Below are 19,212 nucleotides of genomic sequence, written 5' to 3' on the forward strand. Positions count from 1 at the left end.
TAAATGACCAAAGGCAAATCCCCATCGAAGTCGAAACAGCAATCTGGTTCAAGCAGCCCGGCGCTGGATAATATGCTCCATGAAATCCAGCCCGGCAGCGGTCGCGTCGACCATGCAGAAGTGCAGCGGGATGCTGGAGGTGAAACCCATCAGCAAATCAAGCCGGATGCCGATCATAGTGATGGCGCTGCCCATCTGACCGACAATTTCGGGCATCGCGTTTCCGACAACCAGAATAGTCTCAAAGCCGGTGCGCGAGGCCCCAGCCTTCTTGAGGATTTTGTGCTTCGCGAGAAAATATTCCATTTTGACCATGAACGCATCCCCGAACGTATCGTGCATGCGCGCGGCTCGGGAGCGCATGGTGTATTTGAGGTGACAGAAGCAATCCCCGAGCTGACCAAGGCCGAGCTGTTCCAAAAGAAAGGCAATAGCTGCCCGCTGTTTGTGCGCTTTTCGACGGTAGCGGGATCTAAAGGTTCCAAGGACACGCCGCGCGACGTTCGCGGATTTGCCGTCAAATTCTATACAGAAGCCGGGAACTGGGATCTTGTCGGCAACAATATGGCGCCATTTTTCATCCAGGATGCGATCAAGTTTCCCGATCTTATCCACTCGGTGAAACCTGAAGCCGACCGGGGATATCCGCAAGCCGCCTCTGCCCATGATACATTCTGGGATTTTATCAGCCTGATGCCGGAAAGCATGCACATGGTAATGTGGGCCATGTCCGACCGTGCGCTGCCAAGAAGCTTGCGGATGATGGAGGGCTTCGGCGTTCACACCTTCCGTTTTATCAATGCAGAGGGCAAGGGAACATTCGTCAAGTTCCACTGGAAACCAAAGCTTGGCATGCAATCCACGACGTGGGACGAGGCCGTCAAGATTTCCGGCGCCGATCCCGATTATCACCGCCGGGATCTGCACGACGCAATTGACGCGGGCGATTTCCCGGAATGGGAACTGGGTATCCAGACATTTGACGAGCAATGGGCGGCCAAGCAGCCATATGATGTGCTGGACGCCACGAAGCTGATACCGGAAGAAGAAATCCCCGTTCGCATCATCGGCAAGATGACCCTTAACCGGAACCCGGACAATTTCTTTGCCGAAACCGAACAGGCAGCCTTTCTGCCGACAAATGTCATTCCGGGAATTGACTTCTCAAATGATCCGCTGCTGCAAGGCCGTTTGTTCAGCTATCTCGACACGCAAAAGTCGCGTCTTGGCACAACCAACTTCCACCAGATTCCGATCAATGCGCCAAAATGCCCGATGCACAATTTCCAGCGTGATGGGCTGATGCAGACGATGGTCCCCACCGGGCGTGCCAATTATGAACCGAATAGTCTGGTCGAGGCGGGTGAGGACGGCGGTCCTCGTGAATGCCCGGAAACCGGCTTCAGCTCGTTCAGAGAGAATGCCGAGCGGAATGACCCGACCGAGAAAGTGCGTGCCCGGGGGGAGCTGTTCGCCGATCATTTCAGTCAGGCGCGCATGTTCTATCTCTCCCAGACCGACAACGAACAGGCGCATATCGCATCTGCAATTGTCTTTGAATTGTCGAAAGTCACCCTGCCCCACGTTCGTGAGCGCGTGGTTGCCCAGCTAAGGAATATCGATGTGGACCTCGCCAAACGGATCGCGGACGGGTTGGCAATTGATCTGCCAAAAGCGGCCAAACCTGCACGCAAACCGGTAGACCTCGATCTGTCGGACGCCCTCTCCATCCAGAAGAACGCCAAGAATATCCTCCAAGGTCGCCAGGTTGGTATCCTGTTCGCCGAGGGTTCGGACAAGAAGACCATCGACGGGCTGAAAAAGAAAATCGAGGACGAGGGCGGCACAGCAATGTTGATCGCGCCCAAGATCGGCGGGATTAAGGTGGACGGCGGCACACTTGAAGCGGACGGTCAGTTGGCCGGCACGCCGTCGGTGCTTCTGGATGCAGTTGCCCTTGTTCTGACCAAGGAGGCGGCCGAAAAGTTGACCACGGACAGCGCTGCCGTCGACTTTGTTTGCGACGCATGGGCGCATCTCAAGGCCATCGGCCATGATGATGGTGCGAGGCTGCTCCTCGACCATTGCCACGTCCCGGCGGATGCTGACGGTGTCACGGATACCGGTGCTTCCTTTGTCGACAATGCCGCATTGCGTTTCTTCGATCGTGAACCGGATGTACGCGACCTCGCGTAACCGATGACGGCAAACTGATCTTGCTGGCCGGATGACCGGCTCGCGGCCATCGCCAATTGCGGTAGGCTTTCGCTCGCGTGTCACCGGCCAGTGTTTGATAGAATGTTTTTTCTAACGTCCGGCGCAGCGCTGTCCGAGAGACAGTGTTGCGCCGGACGGTGCTTCATGTTGCTGAAAGGATAAAAGCCTTGCGGAAGATCGGAATCGTGGGCAGCGGCCCGATGGCGATTTATTTGCTGAAGTATCTAGCTGCCAGTGATGAGGCGCTTGCCATCTCCATTTTCGAAGCCTCGTCCTGTGCGGGAACGGGCATGCCCTATGATCCTTCCCTGAATGGCGACTATATGCTTTGCAACGCTTTCAGTCGGGAAATCCCTGCCCCTGTACGGCCATTGGTAGACTGGCTCATGGACCGGCCGAAGCGCGAACTTGGCGAATGGGAATTGTCGGCGCATGACCTGACTGCCCGCGCATTCTACCCGCGCGTGCTGATCGGCGAGTATCTCCATTCGCAATTTGAGGATTTGTGCGACAATGCACGCGAGACCGGTCACGTAATCAAGGTGCTTACGGAATGCCGCGTGGTCGATATCGAGGCCGCAAATGACGGAAAGGCTAATGTACAATATCAATCCGGTCAGTCTGTCAGAAGTCTGCAGTTTGACGCAGTCGTAATCGCTTCGGGTCACAGCTGGCCAGACGTACCTCAGATCAACGAAGTAAATCTGGTTTCACCCTGGCCCTATACAAATATCACCGGGCTGGAGCAGAATGACATAGGCGTGCTTGGCTCGTCGCTGTCAGCGATAGACATTGTAATCGCACTTGGTCATGCGCGTGGCCGGTTCGAAGAAAGCGGTAGCCGGATCAGCTGGGTGCCGAATGATGGGGAAAACAGGCTGCGGATCACTATGGTGTCGAAAATGGGAATTATGCCGGAGGGCGATTTCTATTACCCCTTTCCTTATGAGCCGCTCGTCTGCCTGACCCAGGAGGCCATAGACGCAGAGATTACCAAAGGATGTGACGGTCTGCTGGACCGCGTTTTCACGCTACTGTGCAACGAACTGGATGCGGCCGACCCCGACTATCTGGGTCGCTTGCCCGAGACAGCGAGGACGGTGGAAGGGTTCGCGCCTGCCTATTTCTCCCATCGACGCGAAGTTGGTGGATTGCGAGCGGTGAAACGCGATCTGGCTGAATCGCGGGAGACCATGCGCCGAAAGGAAACAATTGCGCATCGCTATGCCCTGCTGCGCGGTCACGAGGCGTTTGACCATATATTGCGTGAATTGCCCGAAGCGGATTATCAGCGTTTCCTCGATCATCTGATGCCGGCGTTTGCCGATTGCTATGCCGCCGTTCCGCATCTCTCGGTTGCCCGGATCACCGCGCTTCATGATGCCGGAGTGCTCGAGCTTGTCGCGACCGAGAAAGGCGCGGAATTTCTACAAACGGACGATGGGGGCATCAAGATAGACACCGAAGATGGCACCCTGCGGTTCGATGTCATGGTTGATGCCCGTGGGCAGTCTCCCGCAAGTTTGACTGAGCTGCCGTTCCCGACACTGGTCAACGATTTGCGCAATCCCTCGGAACCGGTGTCGAAGCCCTTTGCATTGGATCTTTTACACGCAAAAACCGGTCGGATTTACTGCTTGGCTCTACCCCAGATTTTGCAACGTCACCCGTTCTCGCAAGGATTGATGGAATGCTCGAAACAGGCCCGCCATGTCGCTGATGATATATTGGGTATATCGCGCGACTAGAGCTCAAATACCGTTGAAAAAATAGATCGGAAAACAGATTCATTCGTTCCGGCGCCTGCTGCAATCGCATCGATGAACAGAGAGCCGAAATCTGATGCGCTGACAAAAAACTATTCTGCCAGCAGGTCAGCATCTGGTGCGCCGCCAACGGCCTGATACAGACCGATTATTGCGTTGATCTGATCGGCCTCGAGCTGAACCAGAGACAATTCGACGCCGAGCAGGCTGCGCTGCGCGTCCACTTGCTCGATATAGGGTGTATAGCCTGCCCGGTAGCGGTTGCGCGCGTGTCGCAATGCATCCGCCACGGCTGCACGCTGGGCCTCGAGAGCGCGTTGCTGATCGTCCAGTCGAGCGACGACAGCCATCCGGTCTTCCACTTCCCTAAAGGCGTTCAAGACGGTCGAGCGATAGGAAAAGGCAGCTTGATCGCGCCGAGCGGTTGCGGCGTCAAACTGTCCTTGCAGCCGGCCACCATTGAAGATCGGCGCGAGCAGGCTGCCGCCAATCGACCATATCGAGATCGGGTCGGCCAACAGATCGGAGATTGCAGCACCCGCCGAAGCGCTGAGGCCGAGGCTCGGCATGAAGCGCGCCCGCGCCGCCCGCATTTGCGCGTCGGAGGCTGCCAGTTGATATTCTGCCGCCGCAATATCGGGACGCAATCGCAAGAGTTGCGAAGGGATGACATCGGGAGCGGTTGGTTGCTGCAGGTCAGCGAGCGAGCCACCGCGAATGATATCGCCGGGTATTTCGCCAGTCAGCACCGACAGCGCATTTTCCTGCCGCGCGATTTGCGCCTCGATCTGCGGCACCAGTTGCGCGGTGGCCTGATATTCCGCTTGCGCCTGGCGCCATTCCAGCTGCGATGTGTAGCCGACTTCCGCTCGGTCGCGAGCAAACTTCAATGCCTGTGCGCGCAGTGCCAGCGTATCGCTCAGGACCTTGCTTCGGGCATCGAGCGCCAGCAAGCTGACATAACCGCTGGCGGTCGCAGCGGTGACCGACAGCAGTGCAGCTTCCCGCGCTGCCTCGCTTGCCGCGACACCCGCTTTCGCTGCATCGTTATTTGCGAGGTTTTTGCCAAAGAGATCTACCTCATAGGATGCGCGGAACGCAGGTTCTGCGACCAATGAATTTTGCCCCTGGCCAAATGCTGACACTTCACGCCGTGCGCCCCCCGCCAGTCCGGCTTCGATTGTCGGCAATAACAAGGAGCGTGACACCGCTTCGGTCGCACGCGCTTCCTGCACCCTTGCAGCGGCGAGACGAATGTCGGGATTATTCTCCCGCGCCTTCTCTACCAGCGCTGCCATCTGCGGATCACCAAATCTCTGCCACCAGCTGTGTTCGAGCTGTTCTGCGGCTGGAAGCTCGGTCCGCCAATCGAGCGCCGGTTTCACGGCAACCGATGCGGGCAAGGGGCGCAGTGCAGGCGCGCAACCGCTTAGTGCGATGGCGCCAGCCAGCGTTGCAATGGTCAGGACAAAACGGGATGATGTCTTCACCGGGTCAATCCCCTGCCCGCGTATGCACTGTGGCGACAACCGACATGCCCGGCCCCAATCGCTTGACCAGGTCCTGATCAGGATCGAACTTTATCCGCACGGCAATGCGCTGCGGGACCTTAACAAAATTGCCGGCACCGGTGTCGGGCTTGACCAGACTGAATTCGCTGCCTGCGGCTGGTGCGATGCTTTGCACGATACCGGTCAGTTCCGCTCCGCCCAGAGCATCGACCGTCAATGTTGCCCGTTGCCCGACAGCCATTTTAGCAGTCTGTGCTTCCTTGAAATTTGCAGTAACCCAGAGATCATCGGGCACCAGATACATTAGCTGGGTACCGCCGGTCACCAATTGACCGAGACGGGCTGAAATTTCGCTAAGCCGGCCATTGCGGGGCGCGCGGATATTGGTGCGCGACAATTCGATTTCTGCCAGCTCGACCGATGCATTTGCGCCTTGCACTTGTGCTTCGAGAGCGCCGCGCCCGACTTCAACCGATCGCACCTGTTCGACCGCGATGGCGCGCTGCGCCTTTGCTTGCAGGACACTTGCTTCAGCCTGCTTGAGTGCGGCACGCGCCTGATCGCGTTCGCGAAGAGACACCGAGCCTTCGCCAACCAGTTCTTCAATCCGTCGCATGTCGGCTTTCGCCTTCTGCAAACCAGCCTGGGCGCTGGCGACTGTAGCGTCTTGCAGGCGCATCTGCGCCTGGCCCGAGCGCAAGCTTTGCTGGCTGTTGGCGAAATTGGCGCGCTGGGCCGCTGTATTCGCCTGCCCCTGCTGGAGGCGCTGCCGATAGGGAGCGGGATCGATCCGGGCAAGCAACTGGCCTTTCTTCACGCGGTCGAAATCCTTGACCGGCACTTCGGTCAGATAACCCGAGACCTGCGGACTGATCACCGTCGTCATCCCGCGGACATAGGCATTGTTGGTCGTTTGATTACCGCTGTTGAATGGGGTTAGTCCCCAAGAGAAAAGCGCTATCAATACGCCCGCGAATATCACCAATATGCCCAGCACAAGTTTTTTGCGAGAGACGTCAGGCTTCCAACCGCCCTCATCCTCGGTGCCTGTCTCTGGCACCTCTTCAGGATCGGAAATATTTTCCACCTCCGGGTCCCCGGCATCTGGCTTGACGTTATTCTTCTGCTGGTTCAACGCTTGCTCCTGGCGATCATGTTCTCGAGAAAGACGAGTTCTTTGCTGAGTGGGTTCCGTCCCCGGACGCGATTAATCACCCAGGGCACTAGCACCGCGACAAAAGCGATGGAAGCGAGCGATCCGATAAGAAAAAAGACATCGTTAAATGCCAATACCGCTGCCTCGCGACCGACTTCCTGGGAGATGCGCGCAGCCGCTGCCTGCTGCTGTAACAGCGGATCGGAGATTGTCGCCGCAAAACCTTTCGACAATTGCCCTATCTCGCTGGCAAGTTGCGGGTTGGTGGCAGTAAGTGTTGCACCCGCGTCGATCAAATGGGTTTTGAGCCGGATGGTGTGGAAGGCAGAGAGCGCCGAAACGCCTGCCAGACCACCCAAGGTCTGCGATAGGGAAAAGACCGCGATGAAACTGATTACGTAAGCGGGGCCGGCTGCAAGGGCACGCAACATGCCTTCCATCATCACCGGACCCATCGCAAACACCGCAGCGAAACCGATTGCAGCCTGTGTCCAATAGAGATCGCTGGGACGAGACATGATGCCAGTCCGCGTGTCCGCGAATGCTGCGATCGCAATAACCATTATGGCAAAAAGGATTGGCCGAGTCAGGTCTTTTGGATCCAAACGCACGAGCGACAGAATGCTGCCGGCAACGGTCGCGCCAGCGAGCACAAAATAATAACCGGTTAGTTGTTCATTGCCATAGCCGAGCGCTGAGAAAAGACCGCTCGCGCCAAAGCTCTGCTCTGCGACAAGAATTCGTACCCCCGCCCCGGTAATCGCCAAGGACAAGATCGCGCGGCTCGAAAGCCAACTTGTATTGAGCATCGGGCTTTTCCGGTTCATCTCGATCAGCAGGCAGCCCCCCAAACACAGGATAGCGAGCGCCAGCGCCCAACCAAGCCAGCTGGCGTCCCACCACTGAATTCGCCCTTGAATCAAGAAAGACAGCAATGCCGCCACTCCGACCAGAAACAATGTGATGCTAGGCAGATCAAGCTTCTCGAATGTCTTTTTCCTGAAACCGATGGGAAGGCGCAAGAGATAGACCGCGCCAAGGGAAATTATGGACAGTCCAAATTGTAACTGGAAAGCGCGGCTGAGGTTTCCATCGACGAGGAGATAAGGAGATATGGCGCGCGCTAGCGGGAATGCCGTCTGGACAAGCCCGATACCGAGAATGAGCGCTCCGATACGTGCAGAAGCCGGCAACCCCTGCATAAGATAATAGATCGCCAGCGCGGAAAGACCGCTCGCGGCAATGCCGGCCATCGCTCGCGCGGCAATCTCGGGATAATAGCCGAGTTCCAGCACCTGAATGAAATTGGCGGCAACAAGGCCGATCATGGCATATTTTACAAATGGCTGGATGCCGAATTCCTGGCGGACGCGGAATAGCAACATGCTCATACAGGCATAAGTTGAATAGAATGCGACGCTGATCCACCCTGCCTGTACCGGGGTCAGCGCCATTTCGCCTTGCAGCGCAGCAGTGTTGGCCAGCAAGAAGCCATTCTGCGCACCTCCTACAAGCCCCAGAAAAAGACCTATCAAAAGATAAGCGACTTTGCGGCGTGCCGGATGGTCTGGGTTGGCCGGCGACCCTGGCAAAATCGGCAACTCGTGCTGCTTGAACTTGTAGCCGGCACTATCGTCGGTAAGGTCCGGTTTGTCAGCCACCTGCACGCACCGTCTCGACTGCTATTCCGGTCAGAATATTCACAAGTTGCTCCATTTAGCGGCTTTGGTTGATTGACATGAGAACCATCCGATTTTTCCTGACGTCTGACTTCGGCTGTTCTTCTAGATCACAACGCAATAGCAGCGGTTCGGTTGCACGGTCAGGGCTCTGGCTCAAGACCGCGCAACCTATCGAACCGTCTTGTTACGAATAGGCTCCATCGGAATAGGTCAGTTCATAGCTATGGCTATAGATTTCGAACACGATACCGAACGGGTCCTCGACATAGCACATGCGATAAGGTTTCTTGCCCGGATAATATTCGCGAACCGGCATGCGTTGTTTTCCTCCGGCGGCGACGATTTTCTCGATCAGGCCTTCGACGTCCGGATCCTGAATACAAAAATGGAAAGTACCGTGGCGCTTATGATCCAGATTCTTGTCAGGCGCATGATTTTCGGGAAACTCGAATATCTCGATACCGACGCGATCGGCGGTCGCGAGATGGGCAATGCGCAGACTACCCCATCCCGGACCAAAAACGTCGGTGCACATGATACCAACCGGACTTTCGTCTTCGGTGACATCGGTCGGTTTCATGATCGTGTAGAGCCCGAGTATTTCGGTGTAGAATTTTACCGCAGCATCAAGGTCAGGGACCGATAGGCCGATATGGGAAAAAGCGCGAGGTGTTGGCAACATGAGGGAATTCCTTTTATCTTTGGTGTGGATAGAAATAAGCCAATCCGTAGATTATTTGAAATAATCATTTCAATAGTTTATGATAACATATAGTAATGACTAATGTTGAATGCCCAATGGTTGGAAACCTTCGTCGTGCTTTGCAAAACCGGCCATTTTACCAGGGCTGCCGAGCAATTGAATATGACGCAGCCGGGCGTTTCCCAGCATTTGCGAAAGCTTGAGGCCCAGGTCGGTCAATCGCTGATCTCGCGCCAGGGAAAAAGCTTTAGCCCCACTCCGGCAGGCGAAGCAGTTCTAGCCGTAGGGCGCGCGAGAATCGCCGAGGAGCAAGCCCTGCTTGAGACGGTCCTGCGCGACGATCCTGCCCTCGGACAGGTCACCATCGCATGTTCGGGTAGTTTCGCCATGCTGCTATTTCCGCATCTCCTCTCGGCAATGCAGGAGTCCCCGAACCTGACGATAAGGCTCGAGGCTACTCCGCAGGACAAGGTGTTAAGCGGCGTACTCGAGGGTCGATTTGATCTCGGAGTTGCAGACCATGATCCGCATCATCCGCGCCTTGATGCCCAGCATTTGGGTCAGGAAGAACTGTGCCTCGTCGTTCCGCGCGACGCGATGGCATCTCCAATCAGTTTTCAGGCGCTCGAAGACCTCGGTTTCGTCGCCCATCCCGACGGTTTTGCCTATGCCGATAATCTGTTCTCGATGAATTTCCCGAAAGAGTTTCAAGGATCGGATCGTCTGCACATCCGTACTTTCGTGAACCAGATCAGCCAGATCCCCTCGCCCGTCGCGAATGGCATCGGATATACGTTGCTGCCACGCAGCGGCGTGAACAGCTACCCTCACAAAGACCAGCTTCATGTCGCACAGCTTCCCTACAGGCTCCGCCATGATCTGTGGATGGTTTCCCGACGTGGCAGAACTCTGCCTGCGCGGGTCTCGCGGATCGCCCGTCTCATCGAGGCTGTCTCCAGAGATCTCGATTCTGGATAACAAGCTGCGAAGGGTTCGAAAGCAGCCATTATAGTTTCTCAGCGTTTGAAGTCGGAGAGCAAGACGACCACCCAGAAACTGTCGTCTGAATCCGATGTGTCGAATGACCTCTACCCATCGTTTCCAGAAGCTACGCTTGCCTCATCATCGACCAAATATTGCCGGACGGTCGCGAGTGTTCTGAAAATGAGAGCGCTAAGCGGCCGACTTTAACGGGACAACTTCCACGCAGAAACTCCTGCACTGGCTACGTGGCATGATCCAAGGATGAATTCTAAGCGTTCGGCTTCTGCAAAAATGTCACTCAGTGAAACGGTTTCCAGTCCATAGTTGAATGCGAAACAACGGTCCCCTGCTCTGCGAATACGAATATCCTGAGGCAGAACCACAATATCGAGTTTTGCCTCGATAGTCATTTTTCTCAGCAGGCCCTGCAAAAACTCGTTACCTGGCCAAGCCGCGAGATAGCTAATATTTTCGTTTCGAAAAACCATCGCGGTGCCGTCGTCGAGCGCAATTGCCGGCATCAGCGCCGTTTCGATATGTTCAAACCAGCGGGTGATGTTGTCGCTATTTGCGCCTTTCGAAAGGCCAGGCCGCAAGCTCTCTACGCGGGCAACCTTTATCGGCAGCACGCTCTGTAACGGGCCCGGCGGTAATTCTGAAGGGATCGCGAAATCGGTCGTTTTACTGCCGCTTCTTGGCCCAAGGAGCACCGGCACATTGCTTTGGGCAAGGCGTTTGACCAAAGCATCCGAGAGGATCGGCAAGCTCGGGGCAACGATCATCTTGTAACCGGAGAATGAGGCTTCCGGTGCAATAATATCTACATCAAGGCCGAGTTTCCGCAGGGCGCTATAAGTTTCGAAAACGAGTTCGATATAACGAAAGTCTTGTCCCTGCGGTTGGGTCTGGAACAACCAAGCCGCTTCATAGGAGAATAGCAACGCCACCGATTTTGGTGTTTCTCCGATCTGTCCTATCTTTCCAATATCGCCACTGGCCTGACGGGCTTCCGATGCACCCTGGTCATCCTCGCCATCTGGGCGTAGCAATCCTGCGTGCATCTGTTCCTGCGCGAACGGTGCCTGCCGCCAACGGAAGAACGAACAGAATTCCGCGCCATGCGCCATCGCTTCCAAGGCCCATAGCCGGACCATGCCGGGAAGTGGTGCCGGATTATATCGAGCCCAGTTTACTGGTCCTGGCTGTTGCTCCATCACTGCCCAGCGGCCATTGGAACAGCCGCGATAAAGGTCGTGATGAAACGCTGCGATGTCGGGATGGCCTTGCCGAGCGTAGCGCAGCTTGTCCGCTTCGCTGAACCAATACTGCTCGAGGAAGCCAAGCGGATAACTGTCCCAGCTTGCAATATCGCAATCAGCGCCAACATCGTGATGATCAAAATCGGTCACAAAGCCCATGAAATTATGGATGATATCGCGCCCCGGTGAATGCTTTCGCAATATATCCGCCTGCAGCCGATTGAACGAGACCACCTCGTCCGATGCGAACCGGCGATAGTCCAGTACATGCGCAGGATTGGGTTCGGTCACGGTTGAATTTGGCGGGTCGATCTCGTCAAACGAGCGATATTCCATGCTCCAGAAAACATTGCCCCAGGCCAGGTTTAGAGCATGGATATCTTCATATTTCGCCGCCAGCCAAAAACGGAATGCCGCCGCAGCCGATCGGGAATAGCTCAGGGTGGTTTCGTGGCAGCCATATTCATTGTCGGTTTGCCAGGCCGCGATCGCAGGATGCTCGCCATAGCGTTCAGCCATCGCGGTTACGATCCGGCGGCATTCCTCCCGATAGGGCTTGTGCGAGAAACAATAATGACGTCGCGAGCCGAATTTGCGCGGCATTCCGTTGGCATCGACAGCGACCATATCGGGCATCTTGTCGACCAGCCATTTCGGTGGGGTCGCCGTTGGCGTACCAAGAATGATTTTTAGTCCAGCATTGCCAAGCGTGCCTATCGCGCGGTCCAGCCATTGCCAATCATAAACACCCGGTTCGGGCTCCATCCTGCTCCACGCGAACTCGCCAATCCGCACCAGCTCCAATCCCATTTCACTCATGCGCCGCGCATCATCAGCCCAAATGTCTTCGGGCCAATGTTCGGGATAATAGCAGCAACCAAGCTTCATGCCTTAGCTTTCATTTCGAGGGTGATGATCCATGCTGTCTCGGGATGGGTGAGCGGCAGCGCCAGTCCCTGCTCCATCAGCGCACGCCCGCTGAGCACCAGTTTTCCGCTCCACAAATCGGGATCAGCGAGATATTGGCTCGCCTTGACGGGCCACGGCCTGGGGAGTGTCACCGTATAAAATGCATCCGGCTCAAGTCCTTTCAACCGGACCGGCGAGACGTTGAAATATTCAGCGAAGCCGGTCTGCGACGCAAAAGCTATGGCCTTGTTACCTTCGACCACAATCTGGCCGAAGATATTCTTGTCCTCATGGTCGAGTTGCCAGAACTGACCGCTGTGCAATATGCCTCGCCACTGCTTGTATAGCCTTATATGTTGCACCAGGATTTCCCGCTCATCGCTGGTCATATCCGCTGGATTGGCTTCCACGCCCATATGGCCGAACATTGCAACTTTGGCGCGGAAATCCATTCCGGTCTGCCGTCCTGAGATCGGATTGGGAGAAGGCCCGACGTGATTACCGAGGATTTCCAGTGGCAGGAATTTGGTCCAGCTCTGGTTGATCCGCAGACGTTCAATCGGATCATTATTGTCGCTCGGCCAGACCCGGTGCGCTAGCTTGAGACTATGAAGATCAACGCGCCCACCGCCACTGGAACAATTTTCGATTTCCACGTTCGGATTGGCTTTGGCGATCGCAGTCAGCAGTTCATAATAGCCGTTCGCCTGAGCTGTACCGGACGGGAATAGCCGCCGGTTATGGTCCCACTTGATATAGGCAATGTCATAGGTATCGAGCAGAGCGTTGATCGACGACGCAAGATATTCCATGACTTCGGGTCGGGACAGATCGAGAACCAATTGGTGCCTCTCGGTCGGTCTGTTGTCGCTGCTGTCATGGATGCACCATTCGGGATGGTTGCGGTAAAGATCGCTGTCGGGTGATATCATTTCCGGTTCAACCCACAGACCGAAATCCATGCCCAGCGCTTTGATATGATCTATGAGCGGAGCAAGCCCCTCCGGAAATATGTCAGCGTCAACCGTCCAGTCGCCTAGCCCGCTGTGCGGACTGCGCCGTCCCTTGAACCAGCCATCGTCCAGCACGAAGCGCTCGACACCCAAAGCGGCGGCCTGATCTGCCAATGCCATCAGAGATTGTTCGGAAAGATCGAAAACCAGGGCTTCCCAGCTGTTGAGGTGCACTTTCCGCGGCCCCCATTGCGCGCGGCGAGGCAAAATTTCATCTCTCACATGACGGTGGAATTTGCGGGTGAGTTCGTCTTGATCCAAGGCATAGGTCAGAATTGTGTCTGCCGATTGCAAATCACCACCGCCTGGCAAAACACTGTCATCGGCATCAAGGATCGACTCCATGATCAGCGTCGCCAGGCCATCCTGGCTTTTCTCGACATGGGAAAGATGATCGCCGTTCCAGCAGATATGGCAGCCGATCACGCCTTTATTCAGACCGCTGGAAAAAAGTAACCAGTTGCCAGGATCAAATCCGGGCTTCCCGCCACTCGAACGCATTTCGATTGCACCGCGACCCAATTCGTGACGGGTCTCCAGCATCTCGCGTGCCCAGCGACCGGGAAAGCTGGTCACACAGTCGAACCTTGCTGGCAACGGTAAAACCAGAGAACATATTCTTTCCATCAGAAGTTCATATTCACCGGTGTTGGTGAAGCAATATTTGCAAGTGATGACATCGTCCGGAGTCAGTTTCCAGATGACCGAAACTTGCAGATGAACATTGTGATCGATCCAGACGGCGGTCACGCTGTCGCCAGTGGTTGCGACCTCCTGCAACCGGAAATCGGTTCGGACGAGGTGACCGTCGTTGCGCACCCGCACTGCCGGTCGCCCGGCATAGCCGCTTTTTGCCTCTGGGAGCAGTCCGCCGACGGGCGGAACATCTGGCTGGTTTTCGTGAAGACCGAACTGGCTTGCGGCTGACAGGTCCTTCAAATCCTCATCCTTAGGCAGACGCGCACCGATATAAATCAGATCAAGCGTGTCCCCCATGGTGGCAAACACGACACTCAAACCTTTGCCGTCCAGACGATATTCTTTGAGATTTTCGATCATGCGCCAACCCTGCGTTTACCACATTCGCGCTGTCAAACAGATTTGCAGCTTGTGATTGCTTTTGTACATATAGCGGCTAGTTACTAGAAAATTCGTTGGCAACTGCGCTCGGGGGAAGCGCGTTTGAAAGAGGCGAATTCTGGGGAAGGCAATGCTGGACAATCTGCCAACATCAAGTGGCATTCAGATTTTGGTTTGCGTCGCCATCACAGCTTTGATCGGCTTTGCGACCTGGCTTAAAGTTCGTCAGGCCAAAACGCATGACGGCTCTAGCAAAGACGTGTTCCTGGCTGGCGGCGGGCTGAGCTGGCTGTTTGTCGCCGGTTCGATTACGCTGACCAATCTATCGACCGATCAGCTTGTCGGGATGAATGGCAACCAGATGGCATTGCTGGCATGGTGGGAAATATGCGGCTTTTTCGGCTTGCTCTTTCTCGCGTTTGTCTTCGTTCCGATCTATTATCGTAACAATTGCACCACCGTTACCGAGTTGCTCGAGAAGCGCTACAAGGGCAAGAGCATCAGAACGCTGATCTCCGCTCTGTTTCTTCTGGGCAATATCCTGATCTATCTTCCCGCCGCTCTATATTCGGGCGCGCTGTTCATGCAATCCCTGTTCGGCACCGATATCAGCATAATTTATTTCGCTATCCTGCTGGCCGTGATTTCGGCAGCTTACACAATTTTTGGCGGTCTGCGAGCGGTTGCGGTTATGGACACCTATTCCGGCGTGGGCATATTGGGCCTAGCCATGCTGATCGTCATTCTCGCTCTGGCGGCAGTTGATTTTGATCTTACTTCCGGCGTGCCGGCAGAACGGCTTACCATGATCGGCGGAGCAGATTCACCGATACCTTTTCACACGTTGTTCACCGGCATGATTTTCATCCAGATATTCTACTGGTCAACCAACCAGAATATTACCCAGCGAGCGATGGCCGCCCCTACGGTGAGAGAAGCGCAAAAGGGCGTGATGGTTGCGGCGATGATCCGGATTTTGATCGTACCACCGATTGTTGTAATACCGGGCATTGTTGCTTTCAAACTTTTCGGAGATGTCAACGATGCGGCTTACGGGATGCTGGTCTCCCAGGTACTCCCCGGCTGGTTGTCAGGAGCGTTTGCAGCGATGGTAGCCGCAGCAGTCATCACGACGTTCAGCGCTGTGCTCAACAGCTCGGTAGCGCTTTACTCGGTCGATTTTCACGAGCAGTTCATCGGTAAGGTCGACGATCACTGGAAGCTGGGGGCAGCGATTTCGATCTTGCTGACCGTAGTCGCGATCACTCTCGTACCGCTCTATCAGAATGCCGAAAGCATCATAAATCTGTTGCAACAGCTCAACGGTCTGGCTTCGATGCCGATCCTCTCTGCATTTGTAGCGGGACTGCTGTTCCGCGGCGTGGTCGCACCAGCGGCGATTGGCGGCGTGGTCTGGGGCGTTGCGCTATACGGACTGTTCACGTTTCAACTCGAGCCAGCAGGCATCATCACGATGCACTATATCGATTTCATGGTCGTCACGCTTGTCACGTCAGTATTGGCCTCGCTGACGATCAACTTTCTGCTCGGCCATCGCGCAAGATTTGTCGGGTTTCGGGCAGCGGTGACCGAGGATTAATCCATGACCGAAGGCCCACATCGTCGATATAATCCGCTGGCAGACAAATGGGTTCTGGTATCGCCGCACCGGATCATGCGCCCGTGGCAGGGCGAGGAACAGGAGCCTGAACCAAGGCCGCTTGCTTATGATCCGGATTGCTACCTGTGCCCGGGAAACACGCGGGTCACCGGCGAGAAAAATCCGGCCTATGCTGGTGTGCATCTGTTCCCCAATGATTTTCCCGCGCTGCTTAAAGAGTCGGATGGCACGCAAAATACTGCCGGGCTTTTCCAGCGAGAAAATGTGCGCGGTGAATGTCAGGTTCTTTGTTTCTCACCGGATCATGACAAGTCGCTGCCGGAGCTTTCGCTTGGCGAAGTTGCACAGGTGATTGCCGCCTGGTGCAGTGAAGCCGAACGGCTCGGGCAAGACTATTCCAATGTCCAGATATTCGAAAACAAAGGCCCGATGATGGGCTGTTCCAACCCCCACCCCCACGGCCAGATCTGGGCCAGTGATCATGTGCCCGATGAAGTGCGTATCGAAGATCGAATGCAGGCAACGCACTATTTGAACAAAAAGCAAAATCTACTTCTTGGATTGGCAGCGGCGGAAGCAGAGGCTTGCGAACGCGTGGTCGTACAGAATGAAGATTGGCTGGCCATCGTTCCATATTGGGCAAGCTGGCCGTTTGAAACGCTGGTGCTGCCGCGCTTCCCAGTCGCCCACTTACCCGAACTCGACGAAAAGCAAAAAAGTAATCTGGCAGGGACGATCCGCGAACTTACCATCCGCTATGATAATCTCTTCCGCTGCAGTTTTCCCTATTCGATGGGCTGGCATGGAGCGCCGTGTGGCGATAGCGAAACCAGCCACTGGCAACTTCACGCCCATTTTTATCCGCCTTTGTTACGTTCCGCTTCCGTGCGCAAATTCATGGTAGGTTACGAGATGCTGGCCGAGGCGCAGCGCGATCTGACACCCGAACGCGCCGCCGAGATGCTGCGAGCAGTTAGCGATGTCCATTACCGTGACTAGACGCGCGGACCTTATCAAGCGAGCAAAGAACAGTTTTCGCGACGCATTTAATGGCAAGCCGGATATGCTGGTTGCAGCACCCGGTCGGGTAAATCTGATTGGCGAGCATACAGATTATAATGACGGCTTTGTGCTGCCATGTGCGATTGATTATGAGACGATTGTTGCGATCGGAAAAGGCGAAGAAGCCAGAATTCAGGTTGTTGCTGGAGATTATGACAACGCCACAGACAGCTTTGATCCGTCAGCAGGTTTCGTTCATCAGGAAACCGAGTGGATGAATCACGTTCGCGGAGTGGTAGCGAGCATGAATTCGCGCGGGCTGACGGCTGGCGGGGCAAATCTCGCGATCGTCGGCAATGTGCCGCAAGGCGCTGGATTGTCGTCTTCCGCTTCTATGGGCGTTGCGCTGGCAAAGGCACTGGCTGAACATTGTGGGCTGAACCAGATTGATGCGACAGAATATGCCTTGATCGCGCAGCAATCGGAAAATGATTTTGTCGGCTGCGCCTGCGGGATCATGGATCAGCTGGTTTCTGCTCGCGGCCAGTCTGGCACCGCCATGCTGCTCGATTGCCGTTCTCTTGAAACCGGCTTTGTCGCGATCCCGGATGACCTGGCAGTGGTGGTTGTTCATTCCGGTATTGAACGAGGGCTGGTCGACAGCGCATATAACGAGCGCCGAAATCAATGCGCGCTGGCAGCGACCCATTATGGTGTCACAGCTTTGCGCGACATTGATAGCGATAGATTGATCAGCGATCGTCGTGATCTCGACGACGTCAGCTTCCGCAGAGCGCGCCACGTCGTTACCGAAAATGCCAGAGCAGTGGCTGCGGCAGACGCCTTGGCGGTCAACGACAGGGAGACACTCTCTGTGTTGATGAAACAATCTCATCGATCGATGCGGGACGATTTCGAAATCACGGTGCCAGCAATTGATAGCCTGGTCGAACTGATCGGTAATTATCTGGGTCTTCGGGGCGGGGTTCGGATGACGGGTGGTGGATTTGGTGGCTGTGTTGTCGCATTGGTTCCCCGGGGAATATTGGAAGAGGTCACTGCCCTGGTTGAAGGTGGCTATCAAACTCCAGATGGTGGAAAGGCGCGGATCATAATCTGCAACCCATCAAATGGCGCATCTGTGCTTCGGCAAGTTGATCCATGATCGAACTGGTCAACGGGGATAGCAAATGCATTGTGAGGCCTGAAACCGGCGGCAGCATTCAGAGTTGGGAATGTGATGGGCAATCCATGTTTCGACCCGTTGCCGATGCAAGCCAAAGCGGTTTGCGCGCTACCGATATGGGATGTTTTCCGCTCGCACCCTTTTCCAACCGCATCGCCGATGGGCGTTTCGACTGGAATTCCCGACCCTATCAATTGCCATTAAATGCGTTACCCGAGCCCCACGCACATCACGGAATGGGATGGCAGTGTCCGTGGGAAGTTTCCGAATTGTCCGATGACAAAACGATTTTATCGCTGCGACATTCCGATCTTGAAAGATGGCCATGGCCATTTTGCGTTCAACAGGAAATAGTTTTGGGTCCGGATCGATTGGCCATCGGCCTTACCCTTAAAAATACCGGAACTGCCGATATGCCCGGCGGGTTGGGCCTCCATCCCTTCTTCGTCTCAGAATCTGCTGTGCTGCATTTTCCTGCTTCGACAATTTGGGAAAATGATGCGCGGAAAATTCCGGTTGGCAACAAGCGCGTCGCCGGTAAATATGACTTTACAACTCCTCAAATAATTGACGATCAAGACATTGATAATGTTTACAGCGACTGGACCGGACAAGCCGACATCACCTGGCAAGACCAGCGTCGCCAAATCCGCTTGTCTGCCAATGTCGGAGCATCGGTGCTCTACATTCCCAAAGGCGAAGGGTTTTTTTGCCTGGAGCCGGTCAGCCACATCACCAACGCCATAAACATGCCGGATTGCACATTGCCAATGCAATCCATCGCGCCGGGCGCAAGTTTTTCGGCGTCTTTTCTGTTTGAGCTTATCTGAAGGTCATGGCCTCAGGAGCTTTCGCGATATGGTCGCAGTCAATCAACAACGCCGGCTTTCAAGCCAATCAAGACGTGTTTTCTAATACCGGAAACCAAGCGACTGATCAAAATATTGAGCCAGGATGGTGAACCGAAAAGCAACATTGAGCGGATAGCAATATTGATCGAATATATCCGGGACCGCCTAAACCACAATATGCGCTATTATATTTTCTCCTGGCGCGATCCCAAGCCGTTCTTTGCCGACATGATCGGCGTCATTGCTCGTTTGCGGCACCGGGGAACGTGACT

13 protein-coding genes are annotated in these 19,212 nt (G+C 55.3%); 7 read left to right on the forward strand and 6 right to left on the reverse strand.

The features are described from left to right. The first annotated feature begins 3 nt into the window (after positions 1–3). The gene (locus V7680_RS08880; protein ID WP_335652932.1) at positions 4–2,196 is read left to right on the forward strand and encodes a catalase; all 2,193 of its coding nucleotides are present in this window, start codon (positions 4–6) and stop codon (positions 2,194–2,196) included. Positions 2,197–2,384: 188 nt separating this feature from the next. Further along, the gene (locus V7680_RS08885) at positions 2,385–3,965 is read left to right on the forward strand and encodes an FAD/NAD(P)-binding protein (RefSeq protein WP_335652933.1); all 1,581 of its coding nucleotides are present in this window, start codon (positions 2,385–2,387) and stop codon (positions 3,963–3,965) included. A 110-nt stretch (positions 3,966–4,075) separates the two neighbouring features. Here the strand turns inward: V7680_RS08885 and V7680_RS08890 are convergent, their stop codons facing one another. The 4 genes from V7680_RS08890 to V7680_RS08905 form a co-directional block, all read right to left on the reverse strand. After that, the gene (locus V7680_RS08890) at positions 4,076–5,473 is read right to left on the reverse strand and encodes an efflux transporter outer membrane subunit (protein WP_335652934.1); all 1,398 of its coding nucleotides are present in this window, start codon (positions 5,471–5,473) and stop codon (positions 4,076–4,078) included. Between the two features lie 4 nt (positions 5,474–5,477). Further along, complete coding sequence (locus V7680_RS08895; protein WP_335652935.1) at positions 5,478–6,629, reverse strand: HlyD family secretion protein; 1,152 nt, start codon at positions 6,627–6,629, stop codon at positions 5,478–5,480. Continuing rightward, the gene (locus V7680_RS08900) at positions 6,626–8,311 is read right to left on the reverse strand and encodes an MFS transporter (RefSeq protein ID WP_335652936.1); all 1,686 of its coding nucleotides are present in this window, start codon (positions 8,309–8,311) and stop codon (positions 6,626–6,628) included. The genes V7680_RS08895 and V7680_RS08900 overlap by 4 nt, the downstream gene beginning before the upstream one ends. A 205-nt stretch (positions 8,312–8,516) precedes the next feature. After that, positions 8,517–9,014: a lactoylglutathione lyase family protein gene (locus V7680_RS08905; protein WP_335652937.1), complete on the reverse strand. Its 498-nt coding sequence runs from the start codon at positions 9,012–9,014 to the stop codon at positions 8,517–8,519. Between the two features lie 102 nt (positions 9,015–9,116). Here V7680_RS08905 and V7680_RS08910 point away from each other — a divergent pair, with 102 nt between their 5' ends. Further along, positions 9,117–10,013, forward strand: coding sequence for a LysR family transcriptional regulator (locus V7680_RS08910; RefSeq protein WP_335652938.1), 897 nt, complete (start codon positions 9,117–9,119; stop codon positions 10,011–10,013). Positions 10,014–10,222: 209 nt separating this feature from the next. On the opposite strand, the gene V7680_RS08915 is transcribed toward V7680_RS08910, so the two are convergent. Further along, positions 10,223–12,166: a beta-galactosidase gene (locus tag V7680_RS08915; protein WP_335652939.1), complete on the reverse strand. Its 1,944-nt coding sequence runs from the start codon at positions 12,164–12,166 to the stop codon at positions 10,223–10,225. Beyond that, positions 12,163–14,259 carry an alpha-galactosidase gene (locus V7680_RS08920; RefSeq protein ID WP_335652940.1) on the reverse strand — a complete coding sequence of 699 codons (2,097 nt, stop codon included), beginning with the start codon at positions 14,257–14,259 and terminating at the stop codon, positions 12,163–12,165. Before V7680_RS08920 ends, V7680_RS08915 begins: the two co-directional genes overlap by 4 nt. Positions 14,260–14,410: 151 nt before the next feature. Here V7680_RS08920 and V7680_RS08925 point away from each other — a divergent pair, with 151 nt between their 5' ends. From V7680_RS08925 to V7680_RS08940, 4 genes are read left to right on the forward strand one after another with little or no spacing between them, the layout of a single operon-like run. After that, positions 14,411–15,880: an SLC5 family protein gene (locus V7680_RS08925; protein ID WP_335652941.1), complete on the forward strand. Its 1,470-nt coding sequence runs from the start codon at positions 14,411–14,413 to the stop codon at positions 15,878–15,880. A gap of 3 nt (positions 15,881–15,883) precedes the next feature. Next, positions 15,884–16,900, forward strand: coding sequence for a UDP-glucose--hexose-1-phosphate uridylyltransferase (locus V7680_RS08930; protein ID WP_335652942.1), 1,017 nt, complete (start codon positions 15,884–15,886; stop codon positions 16,898–16,900). Continuing rightward, positions 16,881–18,068 (forward strand): galactokinase, encoded by a 1,188-nt coding sequence (gene galK, locus V7680_RS08935; protein ID WP_335652943.1) that lies wholly within the window; start codon positions 16,881–16,883, stop codon positions 18,066–18,068. Before V7680_RS08930 ends, galK begins: the two co-directional genes overlap by 20 nt. Continuing rightward, the gene (locus V7680_RS08940; protein ID WP_335652944.1) at positions 18,065–18,919 is read left to right on the forward strand and encodes an aldose 1-epimerase; all 855 of its coding nucleotides are present in this window, start codon (positions 18,065–18,067) and stop codon (positions 18,917–18,919) included. The genes galK and V7680_RS08940 overlap by 4 nt, the downstream gene beginning before the upstream one ends. The last annotated feature ends 293 nt before the right edge of the window (positions 18,920–19,212 follow it).

It is taken from the genome of Parasphingorhabdus sp., assembly GCF_036963705.1.
In the GTDB taxonomy this organism is placed as follows: Bacteria; Pseudomonadota; Alphaproteobacteria; order Sphingomonadales; family Sphingomonadaceae; genus Parasphingorhabdus.